Raw genomic sequence first — 20,645 nt, 5'->3', positions numbered from 1 at the left:
TGCCGCGCTCCGCTCAGCTCGCCGCGAGCGCCTGGCGCAGCGCGGCCAGCACCGGTGCGCCGTCCGGCCGCACGCCGCGCCAGATGAAGAACGATTCGGCCGCCTGCTCGACGAGCATGCCGAGCCCGTCGGCGGTGCGCGCGCCGAGCGACGCCGCATGCTGCATGAATACCGTCGGCTGCGCGCCATACATCATGTCGTACGCGAGCGTGCCCGTGCCGAATGCAGCGGCATCGCACTCCGGCAGCGCGGCATCGAGGCTGCCAGCCGTCGCGTTGATCACCACGTCGTACGGCTCCGCGCGCACGACGTCCGGGCCGCCGCCCGCGAGCGTGCAGCCCGCATCGTGCGCGGCCTGCATGAACTGGCCGACGAGCGCTTCGGCCTTGCTCGCGGTGCGGTTCACGATTCCGATCGACAGCGGCGCGCGATCGAGCAGCGGCAGCACGACACCGCGCGCCGCGCCACCCGCGCCGAGCAGCAGGATGCGTGCGCCCGCCAGCGACACGCCGAGATTCGCTTCGATGTCGCGCACGAGGCCGACACCGTCGGTGTTGTCGCCATGGATGCGGCCGTCGGCGTCGATGCGCAGCGTATTCACGGCACCCGCCGCCGCCGCGCGCGGCGACAACGTGTCGGCGAGCGCATGCGCTTCGAGCTTGAACGGCACCGTCACGTTCGCGCCGCGACCGCCCTCGGCGACGAAGGCCCGCACGGCCGCGTCGAAACCGTCGAGCGGCGCGAGCCGGTGCGTGTATTCGATCGACTCCCCCGTTTGCGCGGCGAACTGCGCGTGGATGAACGGCGACTTGCTGTGCGCCACCGGGTTGCCGAATACGACATAGCGGTCGGCGCCGCTCATCGACGCACCCGCGGTCATGATGTGCGCCCCTCTTCGCCGGCGTTGCCGTTCGCGGCTTCGCCGCCTTCACCGGCCGCCGCGCCATCCGCCTCCGCCAGCGCTTCGGCTTCGGTTTCGGCCGTCGCGTCTTCGGCGTCGATCAGCGTGTCGTCGCCGCCTTCGGCGTCATCCTCTTCCTCGGCCGCGTCGCCGCTCGTCACGGTCGGCGCGTCGAGCACGTTCAGCAACCGCACCGACGCCTCGATCGTCAGCTCGTCGAGCGACATCACGTCGAGCAGCACGCGCGTACCGCGCGCATGCACGCCGAGCCCCGGCACGTGCAGCAGCAGCGGAATTTCCTCGAGGCGCACCAGGTCGCCCTTCACGACGCTCGCGACGACCTGCTTCTTCTGTTCCTGCGCGAGCCAGCGCAGGCACCAGAAATACTCCATCCGGCGCTGGTAGTCGGCGTAGGCCGTGTAGGTGTCGTCGAAGCCCTGCACGACCGCGTAGAGATCCGCGTCCTTCGGCTTGAACGGTGCGGCGAGCTTCGCGGTGACGCCATGCTGCACGCACGCGAGCAGTTGCCACTGGTTCACGAGGTCGACGTAGCGGCGCAGCGGCGACGTGCTCCACGCGTACTGCGCGACGCCGAGGCCTTCGTGCGGCGCGGCCGTCGTCTGCATCCGCGTGCGCTTCGGGCCCGGCGCACCGAAGCCGCGCTGCGAGCGGTAGATGCCCGGCACCGTGTGGTCGTGCAGGAAGGCGCCCCAGGTCGAGTTCGCGAGGATCGCGAGCTCCGACACGATCAGGTCGAGCGGCGACCCGCGACGGCGCGGCGTGATCGACACGTGCTCGCCGTCGACGTAGAAGTTGTAGTCGGTGTTGCGCTGCACCTCGCGCTTCAGGCCGTAGCCCGCGCGCGCGACCTGGCGCTTCTCGAACAGCGCCTGCGCGAGCGGCCACAGCACGGCGATGTCGTCCTTGTGCGGATAGTCGCCGGTGCCGGCCGCGAGCGTCTCTTCATTGACGAGCTCGTCGAGGTGATTGTGCCGCAGGTTGTTCTTCACGAACACGAGCTCGGCGCGCGTCTCGTTCGCGACGATCTCCTGGGTTTCGCGATTGACGATGATGTACAGCGACAGCGCCGGACGGTAATCCCCCTCTTTCAACGTGAACACGTCGACGACGTCGTCCGGCAGCATCGTGATCTTGTCGCCCGGCATGTAGACGGTCGACAGGCGCGTGCGCGCGATCGCATCGACCGGGTCGCCGCGCACGATGCCGAGCGCCGGTGCCGCGATGTGCACGCCGATCCGCACGCGGCCGTCGGCCAGGTGCTCGACCGAGAACGCGTCGTCGATTTCGGTCGTCGTGATGTCGTCGATCGAGAACGCCTGGACGTTTGCGCGCGGCAGGTCGTCCGGCAGCGGGCCGACCGTGACGGCCGGAAAGCCCGTGCCGTGCGGGAAGAATTCCGCGAGGAAGCGCGCCTCGTGCAGCGCACGCGGCGACGCGATGCCGCCGCAGTCGAGCATCAGCCGCGCCGGCGACACGCCGCGCGCACCGGCGGCCGCTTCCATCGCCTTGTATTCGATCGCGTTCTTGTCCGGCCGCGTCAGCAGCCCGAGCACCTTGCCCGCGAACGCGTCCGGCAACTTGCCGGCCTTCAGCTCCTCTTCATACTGCGCCTGGACGAGCGCCTGCTGGCGCTTGCGCTCGAGCGACGCGAGCGCCATCTTGAGCTGCTCTTCCGGCGCGCGCTGGTACTGGCCGCGCCCCTTGCGGCGGAAGTAGACGGGCGAGCCGTGCAGTCGCAACACCAGCGCCGCGCGCTCGACCGGACCGTACGACGCGCCGAAGTATTCCGCGGCCAGCGCCGTGTACGCGAACTCGTCGGCCGGCGCGCATTCCCACAGGAAATCCAGATCGATCTGCTGCGCGGCCGTGTCGGCCTCCTGCATCAGTTCGCTCGCGGCCGGCTTGTCGAATTCGATCAGCACGTCTTTCGCGCGCACCTTCGCCCGCCGCCCGCCGGGCAACTCGACCTGAAACGCGTCGCCCTGGCGCGACAGCACGCTGCCCGCCTTGAAACTGCCCGATTCCTCGAAGAAAACGTTCACTCAGTACTCTCGTTCAGACTGCCGGCCGCCGCGTCGGCGGCGCCGCATGATGATGGGAATTCGATCGGCACATGGCCGGTTTAAGACGTCTTTCCGTCGCAAAAGGCGAGAACGTCGTCGACATAGTCGGCAAATTCGCTGATCCCGTGATCGCTGCCTTCGATCACGCGCGTCTTCGCGCCCGGGTAATGCGCGAGCATCTCGCGGTAATCAAGCACCTCGTCACCGGTCGCCGCGAACAAATAGTAGCGTTCGGCACGCGTGATCGCCGGCACGCGCAGCGCATCGAGCTCCTGCAGGTGACGGCGCTCGACGACGATCGTGCCGCCGCCGTGGTACAGCGGCTGTTCGCCGAGATGCTGCTCGAGATCGCGCTGCGGCACGATGGCCGGATTCAGCAGCACGGCCTTCCAGCCATGCTTTTCGGCCAGCCACGTGGCGTAATAGCCGCCGAGCGAGCTGCCGATCACGGTGACGTCGCGTGCGCCCGCGACTTCGGCTTCCGCGACGGCGATCGCCTCAAGCGGCGACACCGACAGCGACGGGCACCGCCACTCGTCGGTACGGCCGAGTTCGGCCATGCGCGCGGCGAGCAGCCGCGACTTCTGCGATTCCGGCGACGACCGGAAGCCGTGCAGGTACAGGATCACGTGCGGCTCCCGAGCGCGTCGAGCAGCTTCTGGTGCACGCCGCCGAATCCGCCGTTGCTCATCACGAGCACGTGGTCGCCCGGGCGGGCGGCTGCGACGACGGACTTCACCAGCAGGTGCAGATCGTCGAATGCGTGCGCCTTCTCGCCGAGCGGCGCCAGCGCCTCGGCCAGGTTCCAGCCGAGCGCATCGCGCCCGGTCGGCGCCCCGTAGCCGAACACGAGATCGGCGTCGGCCAGGCTCGCCGGCAATTGCGACTTCATCACGCCGAGCTTCATCGTGTTCGAGCGCGGCTCGAGCACCGCGAGGATGCGGGCATGCTGACGGCCGATGCGCGCACGAAGGCCGGCGATCGTGGTATCGATCGCGGTCGGATGGTGCGCGAAATCGTCGTAGACGGTCACGCCGTCCACGCTGCCGCGCACTTCCATCCGGCGCTTCACGTTGCGGAACGACGCGAGGGATTCGGCCGCCTGCGCGGGCGGCACGCCGACGTGGCGCGCGGCCGCGATCGCCGCGAGCGCGTTCATCCGGTTGTGATCGCCCTGCACCTGCCACGCGACTTCGCCGACGCGTTCCGCGTGCGAATACACCGCGAAGCGCTCGTCGACCGGCACGCCGTCCTCGGCCGGCAGCGCCTGCCAGCCGCCGTCGACGCCGAAGCGCTCGACCTCGCTCCAGCAGCCGCGCGCCAGCACGCGCTCGAGCGCGTCCGAGCGGCCGTTCGTGACGATCCGGCCGACCCCGGGCACCGTCCGCACGAGATGGTGGAATTGCGTCTCGATCGCGCCGAGATCCGGGAAGATGTCGGCGTGATCGAATTCGAGATTGTTCAGCACCGCGGTGCGCGGCCGGTAGTGGACGAACTTCGAGCGCTTGTCGAAGAACGCCGTATCGTATTCGTCGGCCTCGATCACGAAGAAGCTCGAATCGGTGAGCCGCGCCGACACGCCGAAGTTCAGCGGCACGCCGCCGATCAGGAAGCCCGGGTTCAGGCCCGCGTCTTCCAGCAGCCACGCGAGCATCGACGACGTGGTCGTCTTGCCGTGCGTACCCGCAACTGCGAGCACCCATTTGCCGGCCAGCACGTGCTCGCCGAGCCACTGCGGGCCCGACACATACGGCAGGCCGCGATCCAGGATCGCCTCCATCAGCGGATTGCCGCGCGTGACGACGTTGCCGATCACGAACAGGTCCGGTTTCAGGTCGATCTGCTCGGCGCCGTAGCCCTCGATCAGCGTGATGCCCTGCGCCTCGAGCTGCGTGCTCATCGGCGGATAGACGCCCGCGTCGCAACCCGTCACCGTGTGGCCCGCCTCGCGCGCGAGTACGGCGAGACCGCCCATGAAGGTGCCGCAGATGCCAAGAATGTGGATGTGCATAGATGAATGCTTTCGCGCCGCCGGGCGCCGTCGATTCGGAAAGGATGCGTGTGCGGCGCGGCGGACAGGCCGTGCGGCCGGCGCCCGGCCAACAGCTTTTGCCGCGACACAAAGAACGCTATTGTAACTGACGGCCTGCCGTGCCCGGCGGCCCGAACGCTGCGCGCGAACGGCGCCCGCACGCCGGGCGGCAGGCCGCCGCACCCGTGCTCGGGCCCTGCAGCGATCGAGTATGATTGCCGGATCATGTCTCGTAAAACCCTTCTCGACCCGCGGCGCGTCCGCGAGGAAATCGCCCAGTCCGCCGCGCGCCTGATCGCGGAGGACGGCCTGGACTATGCCGGCGCAAAACGCAAGGCCGCGCGCCAGTTGCTGGGCGATACGCGCGTTGCCGGCGAATGGCTGCCGGATAACGACCAGATCGAGGAAGAACTGCGCGAGTACCTCGCCCTGTTCCAGAGCGACACGCAGCCGGACGAACTGCGCCGCCTGCGCGAAATCGCGCTCGACTGGATGCGCCGGCTCGCCGAGTTCCATCCTTATGTGACGGGTGCCGTGCTGAACGGCACCGCGAACGCGCATTCGGATATCCATTTGCAGGCATTCACCGACAACCCGAAGGACGTCGCGATCTACCTGCTGAACCAGAACGTCCAGTACGACGTATCCGAGACGCGGCACTTCGCGGGTCGCGCCGACGTCGAGACGCTCAGTTTCCTGTGGCGCCCGCGGCGCGACGTCGATGCGATCGGCATCCACCTCGCGCTCTATGCGAGCGACGACCTGCGCGGCGCGGTCAAGGCCGACGCGCGCGGCCGGGTCGCCCGTGCGGATGCCGCCGCGCTGCGCGCGCTCGTCGAAGCAGGCAAGGCCCCTTCCGAACCGGAATGATTCAACGATGATGATGAAACGCATGTTGGCGCTCGCGGTGGTCGCGGCCGCCGCCGTTGCCGGCGGGCTCGCCGCCGGCCATTGGTTCCGCGGCACCGCCGACGACGGTGTCGCCGTCGCCGCGCCCGCCGCCCACGGCAGCCCGGTCGAGCAGTTGTGGGCCGCGTCGCTGACGGGCACCGACGGCAAGCCGGCCACCTTGTCCGCATTCAAGGGCCAGAAAGTCGTCGTCAATTTCTGGGCGTCATGGTGCGGCCCGTGCGTCGAGGAGATGCCGGAGCTCGTCGCGCTGTCGCACCAATACAAGCAGAAGGGCATCCGTTTCATCGGGATCGGCGTCGATTCCGAACAGAACGTGAAGAACTTTCTGCAGAAGGTGAAGGTCGACTATCCGGTATTCGTCAGCGGATATGCGGGCGCCGATCTGGCCCGTAATTTCGGGAATACCGCCGGCGCGCTGCCGTTTACAGTCGTCATCGACGAAACCGGCAAGATTCGCGAGACAAAATTAGGACAAATCGAACCGGCCGAGCTGAAAAAGACGCTCGACGCGCTGTAAGCTGTCCGAACGGCGACCCGCACGTTGGCGGCGATTTGCCCGTCGATCGCCGCAACTTCGCGTGAATTCGCCGATACTTTGGATGCGTGCCGGTAATTCTTGCAGGTCGCGTGCGCTCGGTCGTTCGGCAAAACTAGACAAATTTCTCTAAATAGCGCTAAAGTTCGCGCAATTCCGCAGAAATAGAAGCGACCATGACACGATTGCTGGTGCTGCACGGCCCCAACCTGAACCTTCTCGGCACCCGGGAACCGGAGGTGTACGGCCGCGTCACGCTCGCACAGATCGATCAGGCGCTTGCCGCGCGCGCCCGGGAAGCCGGCGCCGAACTGTCGTCGTTCCAGAGCAATCATGAAGGTGCGCTGGTCGACCGCATCCAGGCCGCGCGGGAGGAACAGACCGATTTCATCCTGATCAATCCGGCCGCGTACACGCACACGAGTGTCGCGATCCGGGACGCGATCGCCGGCGTTGGCATCCCGTTCGTCGAGGTTCACTTGTCGAACGTGCATCGCCGCGAAGCGTTCAGGCACCACTCCTACTTTTCCGACCAGGCCGAAGGCGTGATCTGCGGGCTCGGCTGGAAAGGTTATCTGTACGCGCTCGAGTACGCGCTGGACAAGCTGCAAGGCACGTCGCGCGGCTGATTTCGCGATCTAGATTCAGCGCCGGCCCCTAACCGGCGCTTTCACGTATTGAAAGGGGAATTCCCGATGGATCTTCGTAAGCTGAAAACTCTGATCGACCTCGTTTCCGAATCCGGCATCTCCGAGCTGGAAGTGACGGAAGGCGAAGGCAAGGTGCGCATCGTCAAGAACGCGCCGCCGGTCTACGTGCAGCCGACGGCTGGGTATGCCCCGCAAGTCAGCGCGCCCGCGCCGTCGGCCGCGCTGCCGACCGAAGGCGCTGCCGCGCCGGCCGCAGGCGCCGCCGCCGCTCCGGCTGTGCCGCAGGGCCACGTCGTGACGTCGCCGATGGTCGGCACGTTCTATCGCGCACCGTCGCCGGGCGCGGACCCGTTCGTCCAGGTGGGCGACACGGTCAAGGAAGGCCAGACGATCTGCATCATCGAAGCGATGAAGCTGCTCAACGAGATCGAGTCGGACAAGGCCGGCGTGATCAAGGAAATCCTCGTCGAGAACGGCCAGGCCGTCGAATACGGCCAGCCGCTTTTCGTGATCGGCTAAGTCCGCCGCGCGGCCTGCGGGCCGCGCGCCGCCGATGCCCGCCAGGCGCCGTTCGCGCGCCCCTCGAAGAGACGAATACTCGCTATGTTTGAAAAAATCCTCATTGCCAACCGCGGTGAAATCGCGCTGCGCATCCAGCGTGCGTGCCGCGAGCTCGGCGTCAAGACGGTGGTCGTCTACTCGGAAGCCGACAAGGAAGCCAAGTACGTGCGCCTCGCGGACGAAGCCGTCTGTATCGGCCCGGCCCCGTCGAACCTGAGCTACCTGAACATGCCGGCGCTGATCAGCGCCGCGGAAGTCACCGATGCCGAGGCGATCCACCCCGGCTACGGCTTCCTGTCGGAGAACGCCGACTTCGCGGAACGCGTCGAGCAGTCGGGCTTCACGTTCATCGGCCCGCGCCCGGAAACGATCCGCATGATGGGTGACAAGGTCACCGCGAAGCAGACGATGATCAAGACCGGCGTGCCGTGCGTGCCGGGCTCGGAAGGCGCGTTGCCGGACGATCCGAAGGAGATCGTCAAGATTGCGCGCGCGATCGGCTATCCGGTCATCATCAAGGCGGCAGGCGGCGGTGGCGGGCGCGGGATGCGCGTCGTGCACACCGAGGCCGCGCTCGTCAACGCGGTCAACATGACCCGCGAGGAAGCCGGCCGTGCGTTCGGCAACCCGCAGGTGTACATGGAGAAGTTCCTCGAGAACCCGCGCCACATCGAAATCCAGGTGCTGTCCGACGCGTTCAAGAACGCGATCTGGCTCGGCGAGCGCGATTGCTCGATGCAGCGCCGCCACCAGAAGGTGATCGAGGAAGCGCCGGCACCCGGCATTCCGCGCCGCCTGATCGACCGCATCGGCGACCGCTGCGCGGACGCGTGCAAGAAGATGGGTTATCTCGGTGCGGGCACGTTCGAATTCCTGTACGAAAACGGCGAGTTCTACTTCATCGAGATGAACACGCGCGTGCAGGTCGAGCACCCGGTATCGGAGCTGATCACGGGCGTCGACATCGTGCAGGAACAGATCCGCATCGCGGCCGGCGAGAAGCTCGCGCTGCGCCAGCGCGACATCCAGTTCCGCGGACATGCGATCGAATGCCGGATCAACGCGGAAGATCCGTTCAAGTTCACGCCGTCGCCGGGCCGGATCACGTCGTGGCATACGCCGGGCGGCCCCGGCGTGCGCGTCGATTCACACGCCTACAATGGCTATTTCGTGCCGCCGAACTATGATTCGATGATCGGCAAGCTGATCACCTACGGCGCGACGCGCGAGCAGGCAATCAGCCGGATGCGCATCGCGCTGTCGGAAATGGTCGTCGAAGGCATCCAGACCAACATCCCGCTGCACCGCGAGCTGATGATCGATTCGAAGTTCGTCGAAGGCGGCACCAGCATCCACTACCTCGAAAACCGGCTCGCCCAGAAGCAGCAGGTCGCACCGGAAGAAGCGTAAGCATGAGCTATCGCGAACTCGTCGTCGAACTGGCCCGTGAGCATGCGGAGGCGCTGTCCGACGCGCTGCTCGAACTCGGCGCGCTGTCGGTGTCGGTCGAAGATGCCGACGCCGACACGCCCGACGAACAGCCGCTCTTCGGCGAGCCGGGCCTCGTGCCCGACCGCACCGCGTGGCAGCACTCGCGCGTGGTCGCGCTGCTCGCGGCCGACCATGAGCCGGCCGTGCTGCTTGCGGCGGCCGCGAACGAGATCGGCGTCGCCGAGACGCCGGCATTCACCGTGCGCGAGGTCGAAGAGCAGGACTGGGTGCGTCTCACGCAATCGCAGTTCGAGCCGATCCCGATCGGCGAGCGGATCTGGGTCGTGCCGTCGTGGCACGATACGCCCGACCCCGACGCGCTCATCCTCGAACTCGATCCGGGCCTCGCATTCGGCACCGGCAGCCACCCGACCACCCGCCTGTGCATGGAATGGCTCGAGCAGTCGGTGCAGCCCGGCCAGTCGGTGCTCGACTACGGCTGCGGCTCCGGCATTCTCGCGATCCTCGCGAAGAAATGCGGGGCGAACCCCGTGATCGGCATCGACATCGATCCGCAGGCAGTCGAATCCGCGCGGCAGAACAGCGAACGCAACCGTGCGGAAGTCACATACGGGCTGCCCGATGCATGCCCGGACGGTGAATTCGACATCGTTGTCGCGAACATCCTGTCGAATCCGCTGAAGCTGATGGCGTCGATGCTCGCATCGAAGGTCAAGCCGGGCGGGCGCATCGCGCTGTCGGGCGTGCTCGCGCGCCAGGCGGACGAAGTGGCGGCCGTCTACGCACGCTACGTCGACATCTCGGTCTGGCGTGAGCACGAAGGTTGGGTATGCCTCGCCGGAACCCGACGCGAAAGCCATTAGAATAGCGCTGTCCTTCACTCTGGCCAGCAGGCCGCCCGGCTCGACATGCTTCTTGCGACGCGCTGCCCTCATTGCGAAACCGTCTTCCGGCTGCAGCAGGAACAGCTCTCGCTGCATCAAGGGCTCGTGCGCTGCGGGCATTGCCACGAAGTCTTCAACGCATCCGAGTCGCTCGTTCCCGAGCACGCGCAGCAGCCCGAACCGGCCCTGACCGAACCGGCTGCCGCACCGGATCGCGGTGATGCGCCTCTTCCGGCCCCGCCTCGGCTGTTCGCTGCCGAAGCGCCGGCCGGGTCACCTTCCGACACCGATTACAAGCCGGAAGGCTGGGACATGTGGGCGCCGTGGCTCGATGCCGGCGTCGACCCGTCGCTGCAGCACAGCGTGCAGACCGTGCGCACCGAGCCGCTGATCCCGCTCGCCCTTCCGTCCACCGAAGCCGGCGTCGTTCACCTGTCGGGTACGCCCGCACCGGTCGCGCCCTCCCCGACCGAGCTGGATATCTCCACTGCCGTCGAACAACCGGCCGAATCGCTGCAGACGCAAACGCAAACGCCGCAGGATACCGAACCCTCGGCCGCGCCCGTCGAACGCGACCCGCGTGAGCCGCGCTTCGTCGCCCACCTTCCGTCGGACGCAGAGACCGCTCGCGACGCCGCCGAACCCGTCGGCACCGCGCACTTCGCCGTGCCGGACGACGAACGCGCGCCGCGCGAACCGCGCTTTGCGTTCGCGCCTGCGCCAGCCGTCACCGAAGCCGGGCCCGAGCCTGACTCCCGCACTACCCGGCACGACGAGACGCCCGCCGCAACGACCCAGGCGTCGGCCGCACCGTTCCCCGCTGCGCTGACCGACGACGATCGTCCGCACTTCGCCGTCACGCGCGAGACGCGCGCACCGCAGCGGCGCAGCATGCTCGGCGGGTTTTTCGGCGGCCTCATCGCTGCCGTGCTCGCCGTGCTGCTCGTCGGGCAACTCGCATGGTGGCAGCGCGAAACGCTGATGATCTACTGGCCCGTCACGCAGGGCTGGTTCCGGCAGGCCTGCGCGCCGCTCGGCTGCACGGTCGCGCCGCCGCGCGCGATCGACGGCCTGCGGCTCGACGCAACCGACCTGCGCCAGCTCGACGGCCCGCGCGAGCTCGAACTGAAGGTGCCGCTGACGAACCGCTACCGCGTCGCACTCGCCTACCCGTCGCTCGAGCTGACGCTGCTCGACGACACCAACCACGTGACCGTGCGCCGCGTGCTCGCGCCGCGCGACTACGTGCGCCCGGGCACGCCGATCGACGCCGGGCTGCCGCCCGGCACGACGCAGACGATGGTCGTCCGCGTCGAAACGAACGGCACGCCCGCCTCGAATTTCCGCGTCCAGATTTTCTATCCGTGACGCGCCGCGGCGCGCGCCTGCGCGCCCGTCTCAACCCGCGCGCCCGAGCGGCGCGCTATTTCGGAGCACGAACATGAGCAAAGTTACGCTGGGTGGCAACCCGATCGATCTCGCCGGCACGTTCCCGGCCGTCGGCGCACAAGGCGCCGATTTCAAGCTGGTCGGCAAGGACCTCGCCGACCTGTCGCTCGCCAGCTTCGCCGGCAAGCGCAAGGTGCTGAACATCGTCCCGAGCCTCGACACGCCGACCTGCGCGACGTCGACCCGCAAGTTCAACGAAGCCGCATCGTCGCTCGACAACACGGTCGTCGTCGTCGTGTCCGCCGACCTGCCGTTCGCTGCTACGCGCTTCTGCACGACTGAAGGCCTCGAGAACGTCGTGACGGCTTCGACGTTCCGCACCGGCCGTGCATTCGCGAACGCGTACGGCGTCGACGTGACGAGCGGCCCGCTGAACGGCCTGACCGCACGTGCGGTCGTCGTGCTCGACGAGCAGGACAAGGTGATCCACGCGGAACTCGTCGGCGAAATCAAGGACGAGCCGAACTACGATGCAGCGCTCGCCGCACTGAAGTAAGCTTTCTTCCGGTTTCCCCTGCCGCGCCGCGCCTTTCGCGCGGCGTTGTCGCGCAGGGTCCCTCATTTCTACAGGAACGCACACCTTGGCTACGTTGATTTGCGGCTCGATCGCCTACGATTCCATCATGACTTTCGAGGGTCGGTTCCGCGAGCACATCCTGCCCGATCAGGTGCACCTCATCAACCTGAGCTTCCTGGTGCCGACGATGCGCCGCGAATTCGGCGGCTGCGCGGGCAACATCGCGTACGCGCTGCACCTGCTCGGCGGCGATGCGCGCATCATGGGGACGATCGGCGCACTCGACGCGCAGCCGTACCTCGACCGCCTCGACCAGCTCGGCCTGCGCCGCGACCACGTTCGCGTGCTGCCCGACACGTATACGGCGCAGGCGATGATCACGACCGATCTCGACAACAACCAGATCACGGCGTTCCACCCGGGCGCGATGATGCAGTCGCACCTGAACCATGCGGGCGACGCGCCCGGCATCAAGCTCGCGATCGTCGGCCCCGACGGCTTCGACGGGATGGTGCAGCACGTGGAAGAGCTCGCCAAGGCCGGCGTGCCGTTCGTGTTCGATCCGGGCCAGGGCCTGCCGCTGTTCGACGGTGCGACGCTGCGCCGCAGCATTGAACTTGCGACCTATGTGGCGGTCAACGACTACGAGGCCAAGCTGGTGAGCGACAAGACGGGATGGTCCGAAGATGAAATCGCCAGCCGGGTCGACGCCCTCGTCATTACGCGTGGCGAGCACGGCGCGACCATCCGCCACAAGCAGGGCACGGAGCAGATTCCTGTCGTGCCGGCCGAGCGGATCTCCGATCCGACCGGCTGCGGCGATGCCTTCCGGGGTGGCTTGCTGTACGGCATCGAGCATGGCCTCGACTGGGCAACCACGGGCCGCCTCGCGAGCCTGATGGGCTCGATCAAGATCGCCCACCAGGGGCCCCAGACTTACGTACTGACGCGCGCCGAAATCGACGCGCGCTTCGAGACTGCATTCGGTTACAGTCTCACATGAATATTGTGGGAGAGCAAAGATGTTGACGAAAAAGACCCTCACGCTCGCGGCCATGCTGACGGCCTCGCTGACGCTCACCGGTTGCTTCACCGCACCCGGTTCGGCGGATGTCTATAGCGTCGGCCAGGCGCAGCGCGAACAGACGGTCCGCATGGGCACGGTCGAAAGCGTCCGCGCGGTGCGCATCCAGTCCGACGGCGGCGGCAGCGCGATCGGCACGCTCGGCGGCGGCGCACTCGGCGCGGTGGCAGGCAGCGCGATCGGCGGCGGCAAGGGGTCGATCCTGACCGCGATCGCCGGCGGCCTCGTCGGCGCGGTCGCGGGCAACGCGGTCGGCGAAAACCTCAGCACGGCGAACGGTGTCGAAATCACCGTGCGCCTCGACAACGGCGACCTGCGCTCGATCACGCAGGCTGCAAGCGGCGAAGCGTTCCGCGCCGGCGAACGCGTGCGACTGCTGTCGAGCGGCGGCGTCACGCGCGTCACGCACTAACAGGGTACCTCAGCACGCGGCGCAAGCCGCGGTCGAACGCATGTGCGAAGCTGCACATGCGTTTTTTTTCGTCCGTACTCGCCGCAGCCGGCGTACGGGCGTCCGGCGTACGGGCGTCCGGCATACGGGCGTCCGGTATGCGGGCGTCCGGTGTGCGGGCACCCGGCGCATCGGGCAAGGACGGACGAAAAAAATCCCGCCACCTGAGCCAGATGGCGGGACTGATTGAGTAGCGCTACTCAACCCACGGACACCACGTGAGTGTCCGGGTGGTGCAGGTCAGCCTCGATTACGGACGGCTGCCGGTCGGGAACGGCCATGCCGCTGCCGGGTTGAGCGCGGTCTTCACGCCCGATGCCGGCGCAACCGATGCGGTCGACGCGGTCGTTGCCGGCGCAGCCTTCTTCACGACGGCCTTCTTCGGCGCAGCAGCCTTCTTCGGAGCCGCGGCCTTCTTCGCCGGAGCGGAAGCCGGAGCAGCAGCGGCAGCCTTCTTCGCCGGAGCAGCGGCCTTCTTCGCAGGGGCAGCCTTCTTCGCAGCAGGCGCAGCCTTCTTCGCAGCGGCCTTCTTCGCAGGCGCAGCCTTCTTCGCAGCAGCCTTCTTCGCCGGCGCGGCCTTCTTCGCAGCAGCCTTCTTAGCCGGTGCGGCCTTCTTCGCAGCAACCTTCTTCACTGCGACTTTCTTGGCGGCAACCTTCTTCGCTGCGGCCTTCTTCGCCGGTGCTGCCTTCTTCGCGGCAACCTTCTTCACCGCGACCTTCTTGGCTGCAACCTTCTTCGTTGCGACCTTCTTCGCAGCAACCTTCTTCACTGCGGCCTTCTTCGCCGGTGCTGCCTTCTTCGCGGCAACCTTCTTCACCGCGACCTTCTTCGCAGCAACCTTCTTCACTGCAACGGCCTTCTTCGCCGGAGCAGCAGCCTTCTTCGCAGCGACCTTCTTCACTGCGGCCTTCTTTGCAGCCGGTTTCTTCTTGGCAAGTGCCATGTTGTTCTCCTTCAGGTTCAGATGAGAGTCAGTTCAAACTACACCCTTCGTCAAAACCCGCTTCCCGCGGACGCTGTTCAGGACGTGCGCTTCGAAGCGGGCTATTCATCGGCGTACGCGGATACCACGCGCTTACGCTAATGAATACGGTATGGCGCGCGTGGCCACCCGGCCTCGCGCGCCAAATCAAGTCGGTAGCCGGCGCACCTCGCGCCGCTACCCCTAATCGCTTGATCAAGCGGACCACCACACGGCCGTCCGCTTTTTCCGGAGGGAAGTTTGCCCATCCCACTGAAGGGTTCGCAAAGTGCCTGTCGTGTCGTCGTGCCGTTAAGGCACCGGGCATGCTTTGCATCAGGCGTTCTTGCTCCTAAACCTTGAGCCGGGGCCGAGAGGCCGCCGGCTGTTCCATCATGTGACGGGTTCGCTGCTGCGGGTTATTCCCAGGACAGCGCGCCGCCCGTCTGATACTCGATCACACGCGTCTCGAAGAAGTTGCGTTCCTTCTTCAGGTCGATCATCTCGCTCATCCACGGGAACGGGTTTTCCTCGTTCGGGTACAGCGGATCGAGGCCGATCTGCTGGCAACGACGGTTGCTGATGAAGCGCAGATAGCTCTTGAACATCGACGCGTTCAAACCCAGCACGCCGCGCGGCATCGTGTCCTCGGCGTAGCGGTATTCGAGTTCGACAGCCTGCTTGAACAGCTCGCGGATCTCGGCGCGGAATTCGGCGGTCCAGAGATGCGGATTCTCGAGCTTGATCTGGTTGATCAGGTCGATGCCGAAGTTGCAGTGCATCGACTCGTCGCGCAGGATGTACTGATATTGCTCTGCAGCACCCGTCATCTTGTTCTGGCGGCCGAGCGCGAGGATCTGCGTAAACCCGACATAGAAGAACAGGCCTTCCATGATGCAGGCGAACACGATCAGCGACTTCAGCAGCTTCTGATCCGCTTCGAGCGTGCCGGTCTTGAAGGCCGGATCCGTCAGCGTGTGGATGAACGGGATCAGGAATTCGTCCTTCGCGCGGATCGACGTGACCTCGTGGTACGCGTTGAAGATCTCGCCTTCGTCGAGACCGAGCGATTCGACAATGTATTGGTACGCGTGCGTGTGGATCGCCTCTTCGAACGCCTGGCGCAGCAGGAACTGCCGGCACTCGGGCGCCGTGATGTGGCGGTACGTGCCGAGCACGATGTTGTTCGCCGCGAGCGAATCGGCCGTCACGAAGAAGCCGAGGTTGCGCTTCACGATGCGGCGCTCGTCCTCGGTCAGACCGTTCGGGTCCTTCCACAGAGCGATGTCGCGGGACATGTTGATTTCCTGCGGCATCCAGTGGTTCGCGCAACCGGCCAGATACTTTTCCCACGCCCACTTGTACTTGAACGGCACCAGCTGATTGACGTCAGTCTGGCCGTTGATGATGCGCTTGTCGGCGACATTGACCCGCGCTTCCGAACCGCCGGCGGGAACAGCCGATGCTTGCGGGGGCACCGCAAGATCGCCTTCGAAAATGTCGCGGACCTGATGGGCGGCAGGCGTTGCAGCCTGCAGTCCGACAGCCGTTCCTGCGGAGGTGCGCATCGCGTTTTGCTGCGCTCCGCTCGCGGGAGTTACGGCAGTCTTCTCTTCATCCCAGTTGAGCATAAATTCTCACCATCAATTTAGAACGGTTTGTACCATCTTTTCCTGAGCGATAAAAGGGTTCGCTCACGAAAAATCCTTTTTTCGATTCGCGTTGCGACCTCGATACAACACTTTGAGCAACGCATCGTCGTTCATGCAGCGCGCGATGTGTGTCGCGCGTGTATCGCGAGGTGCGCTCGACGCATCGAACGCTGATCGAAACGCGACGTCGTCGGGGATGTTTCGATCGCTTGTCACTGCCTGCAACGCAGGTGCCGCGTTACAGATTCCTTATCATTTTTTTAGTTGAGAGCGGCGCACACTTCAACCTCGATCGGTCGTCGTGTGCGCCGCGCTGACCTTCTTCTCAGGTCAGGCGCACTGCGTTACTGGCACGCTTCGCATTCGTCGAAGCCGGGATCGCCCGGACGCATCGTGCACACCGGACCATCCGCCTCGACCGGTGCGAGTGCCGGTGCCGCGTTGACCGCACCCGACGACGCATCGCCGCCTGCCGCACCGAAGCCGCCAGCCGCGCCTTGCGCGCCGCCGCTGCTCGAACCGCCGCCCGTCGGCACGGCGTTCAGCGCACCGTGTGCGACCGTCGACTTCTCGACGTGCGTCGCCGCCATCGTGCGGAGGTAGTAGGTCGTCTTCAGGCCGCGCAGCCATGCGAGCTTGTAGACCTCGTCGAGCTTCTTGCCCGATGCGCCGCCCATGTAGATGTTCAGCGACTGCGCCTGGTCGATCCACTTCTGGCGACGCGATGCCGCTTCGACCAGCCACGTCGGGTCGACTTCGAACGCGGTCGCGTAGATCGCGCGGAGGTCGGCCGGGATGCGGTCGATGCGCGACAGCATGCCGTCGAAGTACTTCAGGTCGGCGACCATCACTTCGTCCCACAGGCCGCGTTCCTTCAGGTCGCGCACCAGGTACTCGTTCACCACCGTGAATTCGCCCGACAGGTTCGACTTCACGTACAGGTTCTGGAAGGTCGGCTCGATACAGGCCGACACGCCGATGATGTTCGAGATCGTCGCCGTCGGCGCGATCGCGACGCAGTTCGAGTTGCGCATGCCGTGCGTGGCGATCCGCGAACGCAGCGACGTCCAATCGAGCGATTCGGAGGTGTCGACCTCGACGTAGCCGCCGCGCGCTTCGGCGAGCAGCTTCAGCGTGTCCTGCGGGAGGATGCCGCGATCCCACAGCGAGCCGCGGTAGCTCGAGTAGCGGCCGCGCTCTTCGGCCAGCTCGGTCGACGCGTGGTACGCGTAGTAGCAGACCGCTTCCATCGAACGGTCGGCGAACTCGACCGCCGCTTCCGACGCGTACGGCGTGCGCAGCAGGTGCAGGCAGTCCTGGAAGCCCATGATGCCCATGCCGACCGGGCGATGCTTCAGGTTCGAGTTACGCGCCTTCGCCACCGCGTAGTAGTTGATGTCGATCACGTTGTCGAGCATGCGCATCGCAACGCTGATCGTGCGCTTCAGCTTCTCGTGGTCGAGCGCGTAGCTGCCGTCGGCCTGCTTCACCAGGTGGGCGACGAGGTTCACCGAGCCGAGGTTGCACACCGCGATTTCGGTGTCGCTCGTGTTCAGCGTGATTTCCGTGCACAGGTTCGACGAGTGGACGACGCCGACGTGCTGCTGCGGCGAGCGCACGTTGCACGGATCCTTGAACGTGATCCACGGGTGGCCCGTCTCGAACAGCATGCCGAGCATCTTGCGCCAGAGCTGCGCCGCCGGGATCTTCTTGAACAGCTTGATCTCGCCGCGGGCGACCTTGTCTTCGTAAGCCGTGTAAGCCTTCTCGAAATCGGCGCCGAACTTGTCGTGCAGGTCCGGGCAGGTCGACGGCGAGAACAGCGTCCAGTCGCCGCCTTCCATCACGCGCTTCATGAACAGGTCGGGAATCCAGTTCGCCGTGTTCATGTCGTGCGTACGGCGGCGGTCGTCACCGGTGTTCTTGCGCAGCTCCAGGAACTCCTCGATGTCGAGGTGCCACGATTCGAGGTACGCGCAGACCGCGCCCTTGCGCTTGCCGCCCTGGTTGACCGCGACGGCCGTGTCGTTGACCACCTTCAGGAACGGGACCACGCCTTGCGACTTGCCGTTCGTGCCCTTGATATGCGAGCCGAGTGCACGCACGCGCGTCCAGTCGTTGCCCAGGCCGCCGGCGAACTTCGACAGCAGCGCGTTTTCCTTCAGCGCTTCATAGATGCCGTCGAGATCGTCCGCGACGGTCGTCAGGTAGCACGACGACAGCTGCGAACGGTGCGTGCCCGAGTTGAACAGCGTCGGCGTCGAGCTCATGAAGTCGAAGCTGGACAGCACGTTGTAGAACTCGATCGCGCGCGTTTCGCGGTCGATCTCGTTCAGCGACAGGCCCATCGCGACGCGCATGAAGAATGCCTGCGGCATTTCGATGCGGGTGCCCTCGACGTGCAGGAAGTAGCGGTCGTACAGCGTCTGCAGGCCGAGGTAGCCGAACTGCAGGTCGCGGTTCGCGTCGAGCGCTTCGCCGAGGCGCTTCAGGTCGAACTGCAGCAGCTTGTCGTCGAGCAGGCCGGCGTCGACGCCGCGCTTCAGGAACTGCGGGAAGTATTCCGCGTAACGGGTCGACATCTCGGCCTGCACCACTTCCTCGCCGAGGATCTCGCGGCGGATCGTGTGCAGCAGGATGCGGGCCGTGACCTGGCTGTACGCCGGATCCTTCTCGATCATCGTGCGCGCAGCCAGGATCGCCGAGTCGTAGACCTGGCTCATCGGCACGCCGTCGTACAGGTTCTTCACCGTCTCCGCGACGATCGGGTCAGGGTTAACCGCAGCGCCGAGGCCGTCGCATGCCGACGCGATCAGCGCGCGCAGCGCGTTCAGGTCGAGCGGGCGCGTGACGCCGTTGTCGATGACGTTGATGCCGGTGCTCGCCTCGCCGCCTGCTGCCGCTGCTTCCTCGCCCGCATGCTGGCGCTCGAGGTGGCGCTTCTCGCGATACAGCACGTACGCACGCGCGACGTTGTGCTCGCCGCCGCGCATCAGCGCGAGTTCGACCTGGTCCTGGATATCTTCGATATGGAACGTACCGCCGTTCGGGCGGCTGCGCACGAGCGCGCGCACGACGTTGTGCGTCAGTTGCTCGACCTGCTCGCGTACGCGCGCCGATGCCGCGCCCTGCCCGCCATTGACGGCCAGGAAAGCCTTGGTCACCGCGATCGCGATCTTCGAGGGTTCGAACGATACGACGCTGCCGTTGCGGCGGATCACCTTGTAGTCGGCGAACGTGGCCTGCGGCGCGAGCGCCTTCGCGCCCTGTTCGGTCCCGCCGAGCGGACGGCTCGAGGCGCTCTCGTACTGGGACGTCGCGTTGTCGGTGGTTTGCATGTGCAAAGCTCCTGGTGTTGGATGGTGCGGAGAGAACCGCGGATTAAAACGAACGCTGCGCAACGCGGTGCGCGAGCGGTAAGAGGCGAGCGATGCGCCGGGGAAGCCGGTTCGGTCGATGCGCGACAACCGATCCGGTCGTGTGCTTCGTCATGTGTACCCTGCCCCGTCGATGTTCGCTGCGCTGATCGCGACGCCCGGACCGCCCGGCCTGACGCGCCGCCCTGAGAACCCTGTCCGCCGGCGTTGCCCGCCGGCCGGTGCCGCTCGGGTTTCCCCTGCGACACACACTATATCTAGTGCGGAACTGCTCAACTGCCACCAAGTATAGTGGACATTCGGAGGACATCAAAACGGAGAATTTGCGATAGAGGTCTTGACATCGCTCACGTGCAGACACGGCAAGGCATTGGTCGGAGAAAAAACTTTCTCCGCTCAAAAAACCCCGCGATCAGTGCTGACGGAAAGGAAAGTATTCGGCGGAAAAACCGGCATCGCTCGCGAAGCGTTGCCAATCGAAATGCGGGCCCGGGTCGGTCTTCCGGCCCGGCGCGACGTCCGAGTGCCCCGCGAATGCGTCGACCGGGTAGCGTGCCGCGAGCGTGCGGGAGAGCGCGGCGAGCATGGCGTACTGCGCGTCGTCGAACGGCACGTCGTCCGCGCCTTCGAGCTCGATGCCGATCGAGAAGTCGTTGCAGCGCGGCCGGCCGAAGAATTCAGAGGAGCCCGCGTGCCATGCACGCTCGTCGCACGACACGAACTGCACGAGTTCGCCGCTGCGGCGGATCAGGAAGTGCGCGGACACGCGCACGTCGCGCAGGTGGCTCTGGTAATAGGGGTGCGCATCGCAGTCGAGACGATTCAGGAACAGCGCCTCGATCGCGTCACCGCCGAATTCGCCGGGAGGCAGGCTGATGTTGTGGACGACCACGAGCGTCGGCACCGCGCCTGCGGGCCGCACCTCGAAGTTCGGCGACGGCGCATGGCGCGCTTCGCGCACCCAGCCGTTCGCATCGACCGACAGCAACCGCGCGTCGCTCATCGTGCGTCGCGACCGCTCGACCGTGCGGCGTGGCGCTGCGCGTGCTCGGCACTGCAGAAGTATTCACCGCCCGCGGTGACGGCGTCGCCCTTCGGCGCATGCACGCCGCACTCTGCGCAGCGCACCATCGGCTCGGG

The 20,645-nt window shown here is 66.2% G+C and carries 20 protein-coding genes; 10 read left to right on the top strand and 10 right to left on the bottom strand.

Going from position 1 to position 20,645, the window contains the following annotated elements; translation table 11 throughout:
• Nucleotides 1–13: 13 nt before the first annotated feature.
• The 4 genes from aroE to mpl form a co-directional block, all read right to left on the bottom strand.
• Complete coding sequence (aroE, locus tag F3J15_RS20695; protein ID WP_089483406.1) at nt 14–880, bottom strand: shikimate dehydrogenase; 867 nt, start codon at nt 878–880, stop codon at nt 14–16.
• The gene (locus F3J15_RS20690; RefSeq protein WP_069247087.1) at nt 877–2,964 is read right to left on the bottom strand and encodes an RNB domain-containing ribonuclease; all 2,088 of its coding nucleotides are present in this window, start codon (nt 2,962–2,964) and stop codon (nt 877–879) included. The genes aroE and F3J15_RS20690 overlap by 4 nt, the downstream gene beginning before the upstream one ends.
• An 80-nt stretch (nt 2,965–3,044) precedes the next feature.
• Nucleotides 3,045–3,614 (bottom strand): YqiA/YcfP family alpha/beta fold hydrolase, encoded by a 570-nt coding sequence (locus F3J15_RS20685; protein WP_071333903.1) that lies wholly within the window; start codon nt 3,612–3,614, stop codon nt 3,045–3,047.
• The gene (gene mpl, locus F3J15_RS20680; protein ID WP_166893725.1) at nt 3,611–4,996 is read right to left on the bottom strand and encodes a UDP-N-acetylmuramate:L-alanyl-gamma-D-glutamyl-meso-diaminopimelate ligase; all 1,386 of its coding nucleotides are present in this window, start codon (nt 4,994–4,996) and stop codon (nt 3,611–3,613) included. The genes F3J15_RS20685 and mpl overlap by 4 nt, the downstream gene beginning before the upstream one ends.
• A gap of 246 nt (nt 4,997–5,242) precedes the next feature.
• On the opposite strand from mpl, the gene F3J15_RS20675 reads away from it, so the two are divergent.
• From F3J15_RS20675 to F3J15_RS20630, 10 genes are all read left to right on the top strand, one after another.
• Nucleotides 5,243–5,887 carry a UDP-N-acetylmuramate--alanine ligase gene (locus F3J15_RS20675; protein WP_069247084.1) on the top strand — a complete coding sequence of 215 codons (645 nt, stop codon included), beginning with the start codon at nt 5,243–5,245 and terminating at the stop codon, nt 5,885–5,887.
• Between the two features lie 7 nt (nt 5,888–5,894).
• Complete coding sequence (locus F3J15_RS20670; RefSeq protein WP_166893723.1) at nt 5,895–6,446, top strand: TlpA disulfide reductase family protein; 552 nt, start codon at nt 5,895–5,897, stop codon at nt 6,444–6,446.
• 194 nt (nt 6,447–6,640) lie between these two features.
• Nucleotides 6,641–7,093, top strand: coding sequence for a type II 3-dehydroquinate dehydratase (gene aroQ, locus F3J15_RS20665; RefSeq protein WP_011350880.1), 453 nt, complete (start codon nt 6,641–6,643; stop codon nt 7,091–7,093).
• A 66-nt stretch (nt 7,094–7,159) separates the two neighbouring features.
• A complete protein-coding gene (gene accB, locus F3J15_RS20660) occupies nt 7,160–7,633 on the top strand; it encodes an acetyl-CoA carboxylase biotin carboxyl carrier protein (protein ID WP_039353042.1) in 474 nt (157 codons plus the stop codon).
• 84 nt (nt 7,634–7,717) lie between these two features.
• Nucleotides 7,718–9,085 carry an acetyl-CoA carboxylase biotin carboxylase subunit gene (accC, locus tag F3J15_RS20655; RefSeq protein ID WP_034182676.1) on the top strand — a complete coding sequence of 456 codons (1,368 nt, stop codon included), beginning with the start codon at nt 7,718–7,720 and terminating at the stop codon, nt 9,083–9,085.
• A gap of 2 nt (nt 9,086–9,087) precedes the next feature.
• On the top strand, nt 9,088–9,990 hold the full coding sequence (gene prmA / locus F3J15_RS20650; protein ID WP_166893721.1) for a 50S ribosomal protein L11 methyltransferase: 903 nt from the start codon (nt 9,088–9,090) through the stop codon (nt 9,988–9,990).
• 45 nt (nt 9,991–10,035) lie between these two features.
• Nucleotides 10,036–11,379 (top strand): DUF3426 domain-containing protein, encoded by a 1,344-nt coding sequence (locus F3J15_RS20645; protein ID WP_166893719.1) that lies wholly within the window; start codon nt 10,036–10,038, stop codon nt 11,377–11,379.
• Nucleotides 11,380–11,452: 73 nt separating this feature from the next.
• Nucleotides 11,453–11,956 (top strand): thiol peroxidase, encoded by a 504-nt coding sequence (tpx, locus tag F3J15_RS20640; protein WP_069247080.1) that lies wholly within the window; start codon nt 11,453–11,455, stop codon nt 11,954–11,956.
• Nucleotides 11,957–12,041: 85 nt separating this feature from the next.
• Nucleotides 12,042–12,980 carry a carbohydrate kinase family protein gene (locus F3J15_RS20635; protein WP_166893717.1) on the top strand — a complete coding sequence of 313 codons (939 nt, stop codon included), beginning with the start codon at nt 12,042–12,044 and terminating at the stop codon, nt 12,978–12,980.
• Nucleotides 12,981–12,999: 19 nt separating this feature from the next.
• Complete coding sequence (locus F3J15_RS20630) at nt 13,000–13,473, top strand: glycine zipper 2TM domain-containing protein (protein WP_021161893.1); 474 nt, start codon at nt 13,000–13,002, stop codon at nt 13,471–13,473.
• 289 nt (nt 13,474–13,762) lie between these two features.
• Here F3J15_RS20630 and F3J15_RS20625 read toward each other — a convergent pair whose 3' ends face one another.
• The 6 genes from F3J15_RS20625 to F3J15_RS20590 form a co-directional block, all read right to left on the bottom strand.
• Nucleotides 13,763–14,458 carry a histone H1-like DNA-binding protein gene (locus F3J15_RS20625; RefSeq protein ID WP_166893715.1) on the bottom strand — a complete coding sequence of 232 codons (696 nt, stop codon included), beginning with the start codon at nt 14,456–14,458 and terminating at the stop codon, nt 13,763–13,765.
• 28 nt (nt 14,459–14,486) lie between these two features.
• Nucleotides 14,487–14,813: a hypothetical protein gene (locus F3J15_RS20620; protein WP_166893713.1), complete on the bottom strand. Its 327-nt coding sequence runs from the start codon at nt 14,811–14,813 to the stop codon at nt 14,487–14,489.
• Between the two features lie 82 nt (nt 14,814–14,895).
• On the bottom strand, nt 14,896–16,107 hold the full coding sequence (locus F3J15_RS20615) for a ribonucleotide-diphosphate reductase subunit beta (RefSeq protein ID WP_039353057.1): 1,212 nt from the start codon (nt 16,105–16,107) through the stop codon (nt 14,896–14,898).
• A gap of 365 nt (nt 16,108–16,472) precedes the next feature.
• Nucleotides 16,473–19,466: a ribonucleoside-diphosphate reductase subunit alpha gene (locus F3J15_RS20605; protein ID WP_166893711.1), complete on the bottom strand. Its 2,994-nt coding sequence runs from the start codon at nt 19,464–19,466 to the stop codon at nt 16,473–16,475.
• A 451-nt stretch (nt 19,467–19,917) separates the two neighbouring features.
• Nucleotides 19,918–20,508 (bottom strand): 1,6-anhydro-N-acetylmuramyl-L-alanine amidase AmpD, encoded by a 591-nt coding sequence (gene ampD, locus F3J15_RS20595; protein WP_089483400.1) that lies wholly within the window; start codon nt 20,506–20,508, stop codon nt 19,918–19,920.
• On the bottom strand, nt 20,505–20,645 hold a 141-nt coding region (locus tag F3J15_RS20590; RefSeq protein ID WP_275692403.1), incomplete at its 5' end, for a PP0621 family protein. The genes F3J15_RS20590 and ampD, both read right to left, overlap by 4 nt.

Origin of the sequence: Burkholderia sp. Ap-955 (genome assembly GCF_011753045.1) — a bacterium.
GTDB lineage: Bacteria > Pseudomonadota > Gammaproteobacteria > Burkholderiales > Burkholderiaceae > Burkholderia > Burkholderia lata_D.
This window is presented reverse-complemented; position numbering and strand designations above follow the sequence as displayed.

Bases quoted from the DNA above. Each gene is read 5' to 3' on its own strand.
- aroE (WP_089483406.1), bottom strand. From the start codon at position 880: ATGACCGCGGGTGCGTCGATGAGCGGCGCCGACCGCTATGTCGTATTC.
- mpl (WP_166893725.1), bottom strand. From the start codon at position 4,996: ATGCACATCCACATTCTTGGCATCTGCGGCACCTTCATGGGCGGTCTC.
- F3J15_RS20675 (WP_069247084.1), top strand. From the start codon at position 5,243: ATGTCTCGTAAAACCCTTCTCGACCCGCGGCGCGTCCGCGAGGAAATC.
- F3J15_RS20670 (WP_166893723.1), top strand. From the start codon at position 5,895: ATGATGATGAAACGCATGTTGGCGCTCGCGGTGGTCGCGGCCGCCGCC.
- aroQ (WP_011350880.1), top strand. From the start codon at position 6,641: ATGACACGATTGCTGGTGCTGCACGGCCCCAACCTGAACCTTCTCGGC.
- accB (WP_039353042.1), top strand. From the start codon at position 7,160: ATGGATCTTCGTAAGCTGAAAACTCTGATCGACCTCGTTTCCGAATCC.
- accC (WP_034182676.1), top strand. From the start codon at position 7,718: ATGTTTGAAAAAATCCTCATTGCCAACCGCGGTGAAATCGCGCTGCGC.
- prmA (WP_166893721.1), top strand. From the start codon at position 9,088: ATGAGCTATCGCGAACTCGTCGTCGAACTGGCCCGTGAGCATGCGGAG.
- F3J15_RS20645 (WP_166893719.1), top strand. From the start codon at position 10,036: ATGCTTCTTGCGACGCGCTGCCCTCATTGCGAAACCGTCTTCCGGCTG.
- tpx (WP_069247080.1), top strand. From the start codon at position 11,453: ATGAGCAAAGTTACGCTGGGTGGCAACCCGATCGATCTCGCCGGCACG.
- F3J15_RS20630 (WP_021161893.1), top strand. From the start codon at position 13,000: ATGTTGACGAAAAAGACCCTCACGCTCGCGGCCATGCTGACGGCCTCG.
- F3J15_RS20625 (WP_166893715.1), bottom strand. From the start codon at position 14,458: ATGGCACTTGCCAAGAAGAAACCGGCTGCAAAGAAGGCCGCAGTGAAG.
- F3J15_RS20620 (WP_166893713.1), bottom strand. From the start codon at position 14,813: ATGCAAAGCATGCCCGGTGCCTTAACGGCACGACGACACGACAGGCAC.
- F3J15_RS20615 (WP_039353057.1), bottom strand. From the start codon at position 16,107: ATGCTCAACTGGGATGAAGAGAAGACTGCCGTAACTCCCGCGAGCGGA.
- F3J15_RS20605 (WP_166893711.1), bottom strand. From the start codon at position 19,466: ATGCAAACCACCGACAACGCGACGTCCCAGTACGAGAGCGCCTCGAGC.
- ampD (WP_089483400.1), bottom strand. From the start codon at position 20,508: ATGAGCGACGCGCGGTTGCTGTCGGTCGATGCGAACGGCTGGGTGCGC.